12 protein-coding genes and 1 tRNA gene are annotated in these 13918 nt (G+C 44.5%); 6 read left to right on the forward strand and 7 right to left on the reverse strand.

The features are described from left to right. Nucleotides 1-3: 3 nt before the first annotated feature. Nucleotides 4-2601 carry a PVC-type heme-binding CxxCH protein gene (locus P0M28_RS23900; protein WP_302205724.1) on the reverse strand — a complete coding sequence of 866 codons (2598 nt, stop codon included), beginning with the start codon at nt 2599-2601 and terminating at the stop codon, nt 4-6. Nucleotides 2602-2756: 155 nt separating this feature from the next. Between P0M28_RS23900 and P0M28_RS23905 the strand changes: the two genes are divergently transcribed. The 4 genes from P0M28_RS23905 (at nt 2757) to P0M28_RS23920 (ending at nt 7324) form a co-directional block, all read left to right on the forward strand. Then, the gene (locus tag P0M28_RS23905) at nt 2757-3647 is read left to right on the forward strand and encodes an AraC family transcriptional regulator (protein ID WP_302205725.1); all 891 of its coding nucleotides are present in this window, start codon (nt 2757-2759) and stop codon (nt 3645-3647) included. Nucleotides 3648-3716: 69 nt separating this feature from the next. Next, nucleotides 3717-5213, forward strand: coding sequence for a S41 family peptidase (locus P0M28_RS23910; protein WP_302205726.1), 1497 nt, complete (start codon nt 3717-3719; stop codon nt 5211-5213). Nucleotides 5214-5240: 27 nt separating this feature from the next. Then, the gene (locus P0M28_RS23915) at nt 5241-6710 is read left to right on the forward strand and encodes a serine hydrolase domain-containing protein (protein WP_302205728.1); all 1470 of its coding nucleotides are present in this window, start codon (nt 5241-5243) and stop codon (nt 6708-6710) included. A 5-nt stretch (nt 6711-6715) separates the two neighbouring features. Continuing rightward, nucleotides 6716-7324, forward strand: a complete 609-nt coding sequence (locus tag P0M28_RS23920) for a Type 1 glutamine amidotransferase-like domain-containing protein (RefSeq protein WP_302205729.1) — start codon at nt 6716-6718, stop codon at nt 7322-7324. A 37-nt stretch (nt 7325-7361) separates the two neighbouring features. Here the strand turns inward: P0M28_RS23920 and P0M28_RS23925 are convergent, their stop codons facing one another. From P0M28_RS23925 to P0M28_RS23950, 6 genes are all read right to left on the reverse strand, one after another. Next, on the reverse strand, nt 7362-7607 hold the full coding sequence (locus P0M28_RS23925) for a hypothetical protein (protein ID WP_302205731.1): 246 nt from the start codon (nt 7605-7607) through the stop codon (nt 7362-7364). Beyond that, on the reverse strand, nt 7564-7968 hold the full coding sequence (locus P0M28_RS23930) for a PIN domain-containing protein (protein WP_302205732.1): 405 nt from the start codon (nt 7966-7968) through the stop codon (nt 7564-7566). Before P0M28_RS23930 ends, P0M28_RS23925 begins: the two co-directional genes overlap by 44 nt. After that, a complete protein-coding gene (locus P0M28_RS23935) occupies nt 7950-8141 on the reverse strand; it encodes a hypothetical protein (RefSeq protein ID WP_302205733.1) in 192 nt (63 codons plus the stop codon). Before P0M28_RS23935 ends, P0M28_RS23930 begins: the two co-directional genes overlap by 19 nt. Before the next feature lie 207 nt (nt 8142-8348). After that, nucleotides 8349-9368, reverse strand: coding sequence for a polysaccharide deacetylase family protein (locus P0M28_RS23940; protein ID WP_302205735.1), 1020 nt, complete (start codon nt 9366-9368; stop codon nt 8349-8351). A 78-nt stretch (nt 9369-9446) separates the two neighbouring features. Beyond that, entirely contained in the window at nt 9447-10814 is a 1368-nt protein-coding gene (locus P0M28_RS23945) for a PhoPQ-activated pathogenicity-related family protein (RefSeq protein ID WP_302205736.1), read from the reverse strand. A 691-nt stretch (nt 10815-11505) separates the two neighbouring features. Then, a tRNA-Lys gene (locus tag P0M28_RS23950) sits at nt 11506-11581 on the reverse strand. A 75-nt stretch (nt 11582-11656) separates the two neighbouring features. Here P0M28_RS23950 and P0M28_RS23955 point away from each other — a divergent pair. Continuing rightward, complete coding sequence (locus tag P0M28_RS23955; protein WP_302205737.1) at nt 11657-12409, forward strand: SH3 domain-containing protein; 753 nt, start codon at nt 11657-11659, stop codon at nt 12407-12409. A gap of 235 nt (nt 12410-12644) precedes the next feature. Further along, complete coding sequence (gene hflX / locus P0M28_RS23960) at nt 12645-13892, forward strand: GTPase HflX (protein WP_302205738.1); 1248 nt, start codon at nt 12645-12647, stop codon at nt 13890-13892. The last annotated feature ends 26 nt before the right edge of the window (nt 13893-13918 follow it).

A 13918-nucleotide genomic window follows, 5' to 3' on the forward strand; every position in this document is an offset into this window, starting at 1 on the left:
TGCTTATTTTAATGTTGCTAAGTACGTAATTAGATCATTGAATTCGGGAACGGTTAGTGTACGATGCAATCCTTCAGGCATCACCGAGCGTTCCATCACTCCGTAGGACTGGGGGTGCATAAATTTATCGTATTCTCCGCTTTGATTCATGAGTTCGGCGTAGTCTTCGTGTACATCTATTTGTCGGCCGGTATGCCGTACCCCTGCTTGGTCAACCAAAAACCAACCCTGCCATTCGGGCGAAATCTCTAGCGAAGGCTGCAAAATGGCGTTAATCAGTTGCCGTTTAGACTTGCTACTGGCAATCTTTGACAGTTCCGGACCAAAAGCCCCTCCCCAACCATCCATCTTGTGACAGGTAGTGCAAGATGTAGTTCGGTTCTGATAAACCAATTGGCCAATTTGAGCGTTGCCATTGCCGTCTACGCGTTCGTACTCCTGATTCTCGGTTGGTGCTGTCCTGTCTCCGTTACTAGCTTTCCAAACAGAAAGCGAAACCTCCGACAGTGCTCCAGTATTTTTCTCAATCCACGCGCTGGCTTCTGCCCGTACGGGGTTTTCCGGCGGAGCCAGGGACAGGTACTTCAGCGCGGCGTACTGAAGTACTGGGCTACTTGATTGGAGCAAAAGTAGTGCTTCTTGGTAGTATTTCTTTGGAAAATAACTCAGCGCGGCCAGTGCCATAGACCGTACTTTGTCGCTGTTATCGGCACTTAAAAAAACGCTTTCTAGTGCATCGCCCACTTCAGTGGGGTTGGTCTCACGGGCGGCCATAAGCAATGCAACTTGCAGAGGTTCTTCTTCGGCGGTGGTCAATAATGTGTTAATAAGTTCGGTATTCGTTGCCAGATCAGGTAAGTAAGGCAACGCCATTGCCTTAACTTCTTCTTCAACATCCGGGTTGTGTAAAATATCTTCAATAAAACGAGGGGGCAGTTCACGCTTAACACTGGCACTTTTGCCTGATTTCGCCCGAAAGCCCTCAATAAATGCTGGCTGTAGGTGCCGAATGGTCGCTAGAAACGTCTCGAATAGCTCCGGCTGAATGCTATTTTCTTGCAGTAGCGTATTCAGTCTTGCTTGCATACCGGTTACGCTCTTTTTTCCAATGTATATTAAGGCCATCCTTTGAATCTCCGAGTTCTCGTCAGTTATCAAATTCTCTAGCTCGGCTATCGGGAGTACCTCGTCGCGACGAAGAAAAGTTAACAGTCCCTGGAGCCGGAGAGTGGAACGCTCATCGCTCAGTAGCGGCATTAACTCGGACATACTAGCCCGTTGAGCCAGGTAGTGTCGGGCAATGGCCTGCTCGAAGGAATCGTCGGTAGCCAACGCATCGATTAATTCAGTAGGGTTTCTTTGGTCTTCGGCAAACCGGTTGATCGTTGGCTGAACGGAACGGGACGCTGCTGGGCGGTTCTTGGCTTTGATACGCCATATTTTACCTTTTCCGTGATTAGGATACTGCCGCATGACCCAATCGCTGATGTACAGGTCGCCCTGGCTGTTGGTCGCTAGGGCTACCGGATGAAAAAGGCTGTCGCCCTGCACCAGCACCTCCGGTTCACCCCGAACGGTGGAACCGTGGGAGCGCAGTGGTACGCGCACGATATTGTTCTCTTCCCAGACATTTACCAACAGTTGGGCGGAGTAACTATCTCCGAAACTAGTGTAAGATGCATCGATAAGCGCGCAAGGTGCTTCACCCAGGGGCGCAGCGTACGGAAGGGTGCCGGGTAGTTCAGCATTCCAAGCTTGGTACGGGTGTATTCCACTTCCACCGTAGAGGGATTGGTACCCGTAATCACCACCGGGGACAATTTCTACCAGCCGGTTAGGCCCTCGGCTGTCGGGATCGTTATCGCTTACAAACAAACGGCCTTCAGAGCTGAACTTCAAATCAAACGGATTCCAGAAACCGATAGCCACCTCCTCCACCTGACTTCCATCGAGCTGGCATCGCATCACATTTCCCCCGTCGCCGTACCCTTCAACGTAAGAACCGTCGCTACCTTCCACTCTCCAGTAAGATCCCCCGGTATTACCTCGAGAAACATATACCCAGTTATCGGGGCCCAAAGCAACCCCCAGTATACCCGCGTGATCGTACACATCATCGGGGCGTACCATCCTAAGCAGGGTCTTTTTTTCATCGGCGGCACCGTCGGCATCGCGGTCAAGATAGCAGGATACAGCATTCTTCGTACTCAGAAATAAGCCCTGTTCTTCATTATAGGCCAGGTTCATTCCGTCCTCAATGCTATCGGCGTACACCATCCACGCTTCGGGAATACCGTCGTTATTCTTATCGACTGACTTTTTAATTCTATCGTATTTCGGACCAGCGTAGTTCTCTTTCGCCGAATGGGTGTGCGACTCCAGTACGTAAATAGCATCGTGCTGGTCAATGACCATTCCGATGGGGGTCATAATATCCGGTTCTTGAGCAACCAGCTCCAAAGAAAGGTTTTCGTCTTTAAGCGTGATGTTATACGCATTGGAAATATCGTCGGTGAGTCTTTCTTTGGAATCTGCCCTACATCCCAACAACATTACCACAAAAATTAGAGCACTAAAAACTTGGCGAAGTTCACTCTTCATATCTACAAGTTTGCTTTCTCAATCTACAGTGATTACAATGTTAAGCATAAATTACCTTCGGAAATCACACTCTTTTATCCAATTCTGACTGTATTATGCCAAGTATTCTATTATTTTTGAACATTGAAGATAATTTTATACTAAAAATACTCTTTTTGAAGTCAGCGCTGCAAAAATCACCTATACCGGAGAAGTATGCTTTTGTGGCCAAAACTCTCACTGATCCCATCTTTGATCCGGTTTGGCATTTTCATTCGGAATACCAGTTATTTTTGGTACTGAAAGGTAGTGGCACTCGCTTTATCGGAGATACCGTAAAGCCATTTACCGCCGGTGATTTAACCTTTACCGGTCCTAACTTGCCCCATCTGTGGCGAAGTGACCAGGAAGGTAAAGCAGGCGAAAATCTAAAGCACTCCGAAGGAATTGTTGTTTACTTTAACGAAGACCTCGTAGGTGAGCATCTTTTTCAAAAGGAGGAAGCCATCAAACTAAGACAGTTGTTCCAAAATAGTTTGCGAGGAATTGAGATTACGGGCGAGACGGCTAAATCTATTCGAGCAATGCTGATGGCTCTATTACGACTCGAGGGCTTTGCCGGAGTGCTTGAGCTGCTAAAAATATTAGATTGTCTGTCAAAAAGCAGCGAAATAGTATTGTTGGCTAGTCCGGGATATACCAATACGCTTAAGGAAGATGATACCGAGCGCATGAACGAGGTGTATGCTTACGTAATGAAGCATTTTAAAGAAAAAGTTACCATTACAACCTTAGCCGAGCTGACCAACATGACTCCTACGTCATTCAGTCGTTATTTTAAGACCCACGCGAACAAAACATTCTCTGATTTTATCAGTGAGATTCGGGTTGGCCACGCCTGCAAGTTACTTATAGAGCAAGAAATGAATGTATCGCAGATCGGCTACGAAAGTGGTTTTCAGACATTATCAAACTTTAATCGGCAATTCAAACAAATTACAAAAAGAACGCCTTTGCGTTATAAAAAAGAGTATCACACAAACTATCGATCCAGAAAATTGAAATGATTAACTCTTTTTCAGCAATATGCTGAGGGATGGCGAGTTTTTTATTGGAACCTACTTACCAGAAAAACTATGCTAACCCCGCTTAAGCTATTGAGCTATTTGTTTTGCTTAATCATCTTTCACACAACCCATACATACGCGCAGGAGCATGGCTATCTGGATAAGAAATTCACTACGCAGCAGCTACTAGAAGACTTTACTATTTTTCGTCAATCGTTGGAAGAAAGTCATCCCGGACTCTACTGGTTTAATACCAAAGCAGAGATGGACCGTTGTTTTGACCAACACCTCACTGCCATAAATCATCCCATGACTGAGCGAGAGTTCTTTCCCATACTTAGCGAATTAACTGCTCAGGTTGGTTGTCTTCATACCACCATTGCTCCCTCCGAGCTTACGGGCGAAGTCTACTTTACCGATAGTCTTCGTTACTTTCCCCTTGACCTGAAAATTCTGGACGGTAAAGGCTACGTCTACCGAAATGTGAGTGAAGTAGAATCAATTCCACCAGGAGCGGAAATAGTATCAATCAATGAAACCCCGATGGATTCTATCATTACTCATCTACTAACCCATACGAGCAGCGACGGTCATCAAAAAGGATGGGCTGCGTATTTTCTGCAAAGTGTGTTTCATGTCCGCTATAAATACTTGATCGACGATAGCGATCAATTTCGCCTAGTAGTGAAAGAGCCGAACGGAAGTTTGGCCGACTACCAGATGGTAGGTCTTAGCTATCCTCAGCGAGATAGTATAAGAGACGAACGATACGGAGCTACCGCTAATGAGGAGCCATGGATTCAACTGCGTATTGATAAAGCAGTTAGCACCGCCACGTTAAGAATACCTCGATTTGCGAACTGGGAAATAGACGGGAAGAAGTATAAGTTTAAACAGGTATTGGCGCGTAGTATGAGCGAGATTCTGGAGGCCGAAGTAGACAATCTTATTTTAGATGTAGGAGATCGCGGAGGGGGGAATGAGGACTACGGACTTAGTCTGTTATCCTACTTTCTTTCTGAACCCTTTGCCGGATACAAAGGTATTGAGTTTAAGAACAAAAAACTAGACTCCCGGAAGTACAGCGAAGTAGGCTGGCTACGCTATAAACTCTTCCGTACGATGACCAAATTTGAGGAAACCGACTCTACCTATTTGCTCAAGCGAGCGGCCGGTTATAAACGAGTGCTGAGTACCATCCGGCCCGCCCCGGAGCAATTTACCGGCAAGGTTTTTTTGCTCGTAGGTCGTTCTACGGCTTCAGCTACCTCAGACTTTGCTGCCTGGATGCGTTCGCTCGACCTAGCTACCATTATTGGGGAAGAAACCGGGGGAAATTACTACGGAAATACCAGCAACTGGGAATTCAACATCACTCTACCCAACACTAAAATCCGACTTCTTTTGCCGTTAGCAAGGTATCTGACCAACGTGAAGCCCGATATACCGTTAGGGCGAGGGGTTATTCCCGATCATCTGATTTCACCTACGATTGAAGACTTTCTGCAAGACAGAGACCCTCAGCACGACTACGCGATGCGCTTGATCGAGCAAGAGGCCCAATAGGGAATTGAACAACGTAGACTGTTAGCGATGCACAATTACGTACTAATTTTCACCTTTATCATCGCGTTCTTTGGAGGGAGTCACCAGTCAATTGGCCAAGGTGCTACGAACGAACTGGTGATTAAAAACTTTGTGGGGGCGATTAATAACCCAGGCAAAACATCTAAGAAGTTAGGGAATTTCGTTGAAAAGATTTCATTATCTAACGTATCCGGACGAGCGACTATTGATACTATTATCTATCAAAACGAGCAGGAATACATTGCTCAACTATCCTTTAGCGGGATTAACCCATCGCGTATCTTCTTAAAATTTGTTTTCGGTAGAAAAAATCAGTTAAAGGAAGTCATACTTACTGACCCCACTTTTCTTTACCCAGAGAAGGAGCGAGCACCTATCTCAGACACTATGCTAGCGCGAATAAATGAGTTGCTGTATCGGCAGCACCTTAACGATAGCACAAACAGGTTTAATGGATGCTTAATGGTTATGGATAGAGACAAAACTGTTTTTAGCCAATGCTACGGCTACGCTAATTTTGAGAAGAAACTGCCACTCAATGATAGCACGTTATTCGATATTGCTTCTTGCGCTAAGCAGTTTACTGCCTGGGCGGTCTTACTTCTGGAAGAGCGAAACAAGCTTAACCTCTCTGATCTGGTAACCAAACACCTTCTGGATTTTCCGTACGAAGCTGTCACGATTGAGCAACTGTTAGCTCATACTTCAGGCATACCTGACTACGTAGGGCTGTTTTACAAGCACTGGGACAAAACTAAATTCGCGACCAATGCGGATATTCTCGCGATGCTAAAGGCTGACCATCCCAAACTTCACTTTAAACCGGGAGAGCAATACAAGTATACTAATACGGGTTATGCATTGCTGTCCTTAGTCATCGAGGAAATATCGGGCATAACGTATTCTGAATTTTTGCAAGAGAACATCTTTGATCTGCTAGGAATGACGCGTACCCGCGTGTACAATACCCGAAGAAGTCAGCAGGAAGTATTGGAGAACTATGCGTATGGCTACCTTACGAGAAATAGCCTAGAAAATTCATACTTTAAAGATGGGCAGTTGGGAGTATTACCCGATAGTGTAAACAAATATCAGTTTGTAAAATATCTGGATGCCATCACCGGCGAAGGGAATATAAGCTCTAACCTGAAAGATCTGGCAATTTGGAACAATGCACTTCGTGAAAACATCCTTTTAGAGCGAGAAGACTTCACTAAGTTACCACCAAAGCACCACCTTAATAGCGGCAAATCAATTGATTACGGTTTTGGTTTTTTTCTAATTGATGAAGAGAGAAATGAACCCATTGCCTACCACACCGGTGCCTGGCCAGGCTACTACTCTGCCATGCTGCGATTAGTTAATCAAGATAAGAAGGTAATTGTGTTATCTAACAACTCGTACAACAACTACTTGAAACTTACTGGCGATATTGTATCAGTTATCTTGGGCGAATTTAAGCCTGAAAAGAAGTAATCAGCATGGCTAATCTACTTTTAACTTCAAACGGAATTACTAGTCCTGAATTAGCTAACACATTGGTGAAATTTATTTCTCATGATCCTTCGAGAACTTCAATTGCGGTAATTACTAACGGAAAGGCCGATTTGAAAAGTAGAGGGGCAAAGTACCATTGGCATTATCAGCATTTACATCATTATGGGTTTACCAATGTTCACTCATTTAACATTGCATCTTCTTCAGTAGAGTCGCTGTATGATTTTGATGCAATTCTTTTAGCAGGGGGCGATTGTAAGCTACTACTGAGCGAACTGCAAGGAAATGGAGCGGATATAATCATAAAAAGCTACGCGAAGAATAGCGATAAAATTATCGTAGGGGAAAGTGCTGGAGCCATTGTTTATGGGCCGGACTTAGCACTGGTTGATTTTATTGAATCTGATATAGCTGATGATTCGTCGCAGTTAACTTTAGGGCTTGGGTTATATGACTTCTATGTGTTACCGCATGCTCATCGCTACCAGGAAAGACCTTCAAAATTTAATAAAAACCTTAAATTATTTGAAAAACAGAAAAAGCGGTCTGTCTTCAGACTTGAGGACGGAGAAGGTATGATAGTCAATCTCTGATCGTATCAATTGTCTAGAAAGCTGTTTGCTACGATCCTTAATTCCGAACTACTCCCTCGTTGAAGCGTTCCATGATTTCCTTCCAATTGGTGAAGATGACCTTTTCATCTTTTAGGAACTGGATTACGTCAGGGTCGGCGAACATCTCGGCTTCCCAGACGCGCTGCTGCCAAGAGCCGGTGATTATTTTCAGGTTTTCAGTATCTTCGGAAGAGTGAAAGATGCTCGCGCCAAACCATTTAACGTATTTGGTGGACCAAGCGAACGCCTTTAAAACGGACAAAATCACTACGGTTCAGCGTCCAGATTTTTAGTCCACTGCTCACCGCGGTTGCGGCTATAAGCGCGTCACTGATCATTCCCGAATAGAAGGTTTCGGTATTGAAGTAGCTTTTTACTAGTTTGGAACCTGCTCTATCCAGTTCTACCAGTTGAAATAGATTAAGAAAATCCCGAGTAGCTTTTCGATCCCTCTTTTTGCTAGAGGGCAGAATCTCGCCATAGGTAATAACTGATATAGCTAAGCGACTCCAATCAGAATACCCTTCAGTCACCCGAAATAGCCGATCAACTGCCATCTGGTCTCGTCGCAGGAACCCTAGTAAAATATTGGTATCACAGAGAATTACTTCTTTCTTTCGCATGAACTCTCCCGTATCGCTCTGGCTTCTTGGATGACTTTCTGACGGGAAGTAGTTTGCTCAGGATCATTATTCCAAAGACCCAGAGCCTTCAATGCTACTGCCTTTTTGTTCCGAGTGGTGGTAGCCGGGGTAATACTAGAATCGCTAGTCACTTCCTTCTGTTTCGTCTTCATAAATTTCGCTTTACAGTTCTAATCAACGAAATTAGGCTTTCTTAGGTTAGCAGTCAATTGGAAAAAGCAGGGGCTTGGGAGCTAATCTTAGTATTTAGCCGGTTAGGCAAAATTTAATTGTATTGTCAACAACAGCATAGAGGGAGTATTAGAATAAACTATAAGAATCCTTCAAGGCCACGATCTATGTTAGCTTACGGCATATTGTCAATTCCGAACCACTCCTTCGTTGAAGCGTTCCATAATTTCCTTCCAGTTGGTGAAGATAATCTCTTCGTCTTTTAGGAATTGGATTACGTCCGGGTCGGCGAACATTTCGGCTTCCCAAACTCGCTGTTGCCAGGAGCCAGTAATCGTTTTTAATTGCTCAGAACCTTCGGAAGGGTGAAAGATGATCTCGATTAATCCGGGTTGCCAAGATTTTACTAAGTCGTAGAACTGCTGGCACTTTTCTTCGTAGGTATCCGCTTTACCGACTGAGTAAAAATAGTCCAGCTTGGGTAATTTGTAGTTGTTAACCACCGCTAGCATCTCATCGGTAATCGGATAGCCCTGCTGTCGAAACCCTTCCACGACGGCGGGGTTAGACATATCAATGACCATTGCCGGAATGCCGTATTCTTCCGCCACTTTGGTATAGGCCGCAGTAAACTCATGGGAACCGTACAGCGTACCCATATGCGTATCGATATGGTCGGGGCGATACCCGAGTGCGATTGATTTTTCTATTTGAGCTCGTATCTCTTTTTCTACTTCCTCGGCTGAAGCGTGCTCCACTACCTCCCGAACGCTTCGCCACAGTTTTCCTTCCGAATCGATTAGGCCGGGCACTTCGGCGGGGTCAGCTACCGAACCCCAACGGTAGGTTTTCCACTCGCTGGTGAGCGTTAGGTGTAACCCAACATCTTCTTGAAGATTCTCTTTGGCCCACTCAATAAATTCCTCAAAGTTGGGGCAAGGCGGCATGACAGCCACTGATTGGATGTGATCATTTTTAAGATAATTCTTCGCCGAAATGTTGGCTCCCTCGCTCATACCGATATCATCAGCGTGAAGAATTACCACTCTTTTGCCGGAAGGATAACCCAACTTCTCAGCCCATGTTTGCGACATCGAATTATCGCTGTTTTGGGCGAAGGTTGGTTGGTGGGAAAGCATCATGAGAAGCCCAGCTATCATTGGTATAACCAGGGCAAGTGTTAGGTAGTTTCTGGTTGTTGTATTCATAGTTGCAAAGTTAATCTCAGTAAAAGAATTTGAAGTTATAGAGTTGTAGCTATTGTTAGTAAACGTAAGTAGAATCAATTAATTTACTGTACTATTAATGAATACTTCGTCTTCATCAGCCACGTAGGACTGAGTGCTTTTGGAATACACGCTACCGTTGGCATCGGTGTATTTTAAGTCTACGTAAAAGGCTTTGAAACCCGAGGTTGGATAATTAACGGTCGTTTTAATGTTCTTTTGATTCTTGACGCCCAAACTCTGACTTACCCATTCTTCATCTCGAAAATCCCGATCTTCCGAATCGGCTGACCATAGTACGACATCTACCAGCGGGTCAGGCGTAGCTTTTATTTTTAACGTAATTTCATCATTCTTTTCAGCAATATCCCACTCGCATGTTGGATACTCTTCTTTCCGAAGGGTGGTCCCAAAGAAAGCACTAAGTGCTTGCAGTGCCTGTTTTCCGTCCCCCAGATCGTGACCGGCGTTGGGTACGTAATGAATAAAGTTCTCGCCGGGAATATCGTCAAAGTAGTTCTTCACCGCGTCTATCGGCCAGTACTCATCGTTGGCACCAATAAATAGCATCTTCGGCATGGTAAGCTTATCCCGATACGAGTAGGGATCAATCATTTGGGTAATCTCGCTACCGTCTTCGGAATGCACATCCTGCGGAATTCCTAACTCTACGTAGTCCTGAATTTGCACACTATAATCCCCCCACACCTCTACTTGATAATCGAGATTAACAGGCATGTTCAGCATATCGATAACCATTGGAGCAATGGCGGCTACTCGCTCGTCGCTGGCTCCGGTCAGCCAGGTAGTCCAACCTCGTTTGGAAGCTCCCGAAACTACAAAGCGAGAAATATCTTGATTCAATTCACTTTTGGAAAACTCCTGAATAGCGTCCATCGCCCGTATTGCACTCTTCGTCATCGGAAACAGTAGTGGCCAAGTATAATCATTATCTTTGCGGAAGTTATCCAGCGTAAAGGAGATTAGTTCGTCTTCTTTTAGATTATCGTACAGTGGTTGATTAGGAACCTGCCGGATGATAGCCACAATCGCACTATTTTGAGCGGCTACCGCTCCGAAACTTTGCATCATCTCTTCATCTTGATTTTTCCATTTAGGTTGTCCGTCTTTCACACTTCCTCCGGTGATAAACAGTAATGCTCCATCGTACTTGATTTCCTGAGGAACCAGCACGGTTAACTGATGTGTCCAGGTATGCTCACGCCATTGTTGGGAAGTGAGTAATAGTTCGTGTGCGGTAATCCCCTCGGCACTAAACGACTCTTTCACTTCCCAAGCAAACGAATCATCGCCGTTTTCCAGGTAGCTTTGTAGCGCAGTTTTGGCGGTGACCGGTTCCGATTTTTCAACTTGAAAAGAAAAAATGAGTAGTGCTAAAAGCAGGGAAATAAAAATCTTGGTATGCATAGAATTAGGTGCTAGATAAATTATTCTTGATTAGTTACTGATAGACAGTCATTATCTGGTTGATTCGGGGTTCTTTTTAACGAGGTTTAATACTTCTTCTGTCTAAACCCGATCATTTTGCCCAAGTGTTTCCAGCTAATGAAATAAGCCTAATTTGGGTTATCAATATTGAGATAGTTATGCGCGTATCGTTCAACAAATATACGTTCAGGTAACTGCTCAGGTGTGTAGGTTATTAACTATTCTTTGTAGCATCTTAGCATTCCAAGCAAGCGGTATCTTCAGCGAAATAGCGACTGTTCATTGGTTTAAGCATTAGAAACGGCCTAATTAGTCAGGTTTACAGCTAGTAACCACAATACTATTCTATATTTTCTGAATTCTGAGGTGAGAGTTCTTTAATAAAGTTAAGTGGTTAGTTGACGATTGAGTCCGAATTTTATTTCTTATAAAAAGCTACCAGTTATCAACTAACCCACAATTACTATGGCGTACCATCGCTCACTTTTGAGTTTCTGGTAAAAATTTAGAATACGGGTGTGTCGGGGGATGATCGGCTATTTGTGGTAGAATACCAATGGGTAAGAAAGTAACACTTGGTAGTTAAAATGATTCAAATGCCATTGCCACTTTTCCCTAGCTCAACCGATGAAGCATAAAAAAAGCCACTCAAAATAGGTTGAGTGGCTTTTGGTGAATCAGCTGGGGCTCGAACCCAGGACCCACGCCTTAAAAGGGCGTTGCTCTACCAACTGAGCTACTGATTCTGATGCAACAGGATCGCCGAGCGATTGCTTTTCTAAGGGCGATTCCCTTAATTGCGATGCAAAGGTAAGAGGCTTATGATGAATTTCCAAAAGGTACTTCGCAAATTTATACTTACCTCGCTGTTGGTTTGTCTTAACATCGTTGGAACTCAAATAGTTTGGGCAGATGCTCCGATTGATCCTTTAATCACCGAGGCGGATTCGCTGTACAAACTTCGGCAGTATACCGAGTCTTTCCGGCTGTACGAACAGCTATTTTACGAGAAACAGCAAGCCTCGCCAGCTATGCTGCTAAAAATGGCCTTCATTCAGGAGAGTTTAGACGAATACAGCGAAGCATTGTATTACCTAAACGAGTACTATCAGGCTACATCAGATGAACTGGCTATTGAGAAAATGAGAGAACTTTCTACCGAGCACCAGCTTCGCGGGTATGAGTATACGGACTACGACCTTTTCTATAACTTACTCCGTAAGTATCGGTACTTCATCATCTTTGGAATCATTGCAATACTGTTAGTGTCGCTGGCGTATACCGCCTTCCGAAAATCAGAGCATCAATCTCGCTTCAACGGACTAAGGCTAGGTATGCTGGTAGCCATCGGACTGCTGTTTTACGTGACCAACTACTCGGTAGGCCCGTCCTTGGCAATCATTATGAATGATTACGTTCCCATTATGAATGGCCCCTCTTCGGGGGCAGATGTGGTTTACATCACCGAGAAAGGCCACCGAGTGCAGGTAGAGGGGGAGGATGATGTGTGGGCAAAAATTGAGTGGAACGGTGAAACGGCCTACATCCGCCAAAGTAATCTCCGACCCATTTGACAATTAGTGTTAATGTGTTCAGGTGTTATAGAGTTTATGTTGTAAAGTAGTGCCGAAATCTGTAGTCTGAACCCAAACCTCGACCATATTACAAAATACTATATCACCAAGAACCATAACGCTTGGACACATCAACACCCGGACACATATGGCTCTACAACACTGTGTCATTGAACTTTATGCTGCTAAACTTTTTTCTATTGTATAGAATATTTTATACAATTAATCTAACTGAATGATAGAACCCTTTTCAACGGCTCTTCGGAAAGAAACGGCCGTACTGGTTGCGCTAATTAACCAGAAACAACCGGAACATAAAACCCACGAATACCTGGATGAGCTAGCATTTCTGGCAGAAACCTCAGGAGCGATTACACTGGAGCGATTTACTCAGCGATTAGAGAAACCAGATGTCACCACCTTTGTGGGCAAAGGAAAGCTGAAAGAGATAGAGCAGTACATAAAGGCTCACGAGGTAGATATGGTTATTTTTGACGATGACTTAACTCCTTCGCAGGTTAGAAATATTGAGTTGGCACTAAAGTGTAAGGTGCTGGATAGAAGTTTATTAATTCTAAATATCTTTTCCATTCGGGCAAAAACGGCTCAAGCTAAATCGCAGGTAGAGTTGGCGCAGTATCAGTACATTTTACCTCGCCTGACCAAGATGTGGACCCACCTTTCCAAACAAAAGGGCGGTATCGGAATGCGCGGACCGGGGGAGAAAGAACTGGAAACTGACCGCCGGATTGTGCGGGATAGAATTGCGCTATTCAGCAAAAAGTTGGAAAAGCTGGACAAGCAAAGTGCTACCCGACGCAAATCGCGCCAAAAGGTAGTACGAGTAGCCTTGGTGGGTTACACCAACGTAGGAAAATCTACGCTGATGCGCTTACTTTCCAAATCGGATGTGTTTGCTGAGGACAAGCTTTTTGCCACGGTAGATTCTACGGTACGTAAGGTAGTTATCAACCAAATTCCGTTCTTACTGACCGATACGGTGGGATTTATCCGCAAACTACCCCACACGCTGATTGAGTGCTTTAAATCTACGCTAGATGAGATTCGTGAAGCCGACATACTGTTGCACGTAGTGGATGTTTCGCATCCTTCGTTTGAGGAGCAAATTCAGATCGTGAATAAAACGCTATCTGAGATTGGCACCGCCGACAAGCCCACTATTCTGGTGTTTAATAAAGTGGATCAACTGCTGAACGCTAAGCACGAAATGAACGGTCAGGATAATGGCGAGTACGATTATCAGCCCCCGGTTACGCTGAAAGAATTAGAGAAAACTAACCTAGGGCAAAATGGTGCGGCTGGCGATCCAGAAGACACAATCTTCATTTCAGCCGAAAAGAAGATCAACATTGACAAGCTTCGTCAGGCCATTTACGAGAAAGTAGCCGACAAATATTTTACCATTTACCCCAACTACGCCCGCACGGATTATCACAGTATGTATAATGATTCAGATGTTTGACAGGTATAACAGCAATAATTAAGTCC

This window comes from Tunicatimonas pelagia, assembly GCF_030506325.1.
Lineage (GTDB): Bacteria > Bacteroidota > Bacteroidia > Cytophagales > Cyclobacteriaceae > Tunicatimonas > Tunicatimonas pelagia.

What these genes read in the sequence shown, in the direction of transcription:
- P0M28_RS23940 (WP_302205735.1), bottom strand. Translation starts at nt 9,368, where the DNA reads ATGAATACAACAACCAGAAACTACCTAACACTTGCCCTGGTTATACCA.
- P0M28_RS23945 (WP_302205736.1), bottom strand. Translation starts at nt 10,814, where the DNA reads ATGCATACCAAGATTTTTATTTCCCTGCTTTTAGCACTACTCATTTTT.
- P0M28_RS23930 (WP_302205732.1), bottom strand. Translation starts at nt 7,968, where the DNA reads ATGCGAAAGAAAGAAGTAATTCTCTGTGATACCAATATTTTACTAGGG.
- hflX (WP_302205738.1), top strand. Translation starts at nt 12,645, where the DNA reads ATGATAGAACCCTTTTCAACGGCTCTTCGGAAAGAAACGGCCGTACTG.
- P0M28_RS23920 (WP_302205729.1), top strand. Translation starts at nt 6,716, where the DNA reads ATGGCTAATCTACTTTTAACTTCAAACGGAATTACTAGTCCTGAATTA.
- P0M28_RS23900 (WP_302205724.1), bottom strand. Translation starts at nt 2,601, where the DNA reads ATGAAGAGTGAACTTCGCCAAGTTTTTAGTGCTCTAATTTTTGTGGTA.
- P0M28_RS23955 (WP_302205737.1), top strand. Translation starts at nt 11,657, where the DNA reads ATGATGAATTTCCAAAAGGTACTTCGCAAATTTATACTTACCTCGCTG.
- P0M28_RS23915 (WP_302205728.1), top strand. Translation starts at nt 5,241, where the DNA reads ATGCACAATTACGTACTAATTTTCACCTTTATCATCGCGTTCTTTGGA.
- P0M28_RS23910 (WP_302205726.1), top strand. Translation starts at nt 3,717, where the DNA reads ATGCTAACCCCGCTTAAGCTATTGAGCTATTTGTTTTGCTTAATCATC.
- P0M28_RS23935 (WP_302205733.1), bottom strand. Translation starts at nt 8,141, where the DNA reads ATGAAGACGAAACAGAAGGAAGTGACTAGCGATTCTAGTATTACCCCG.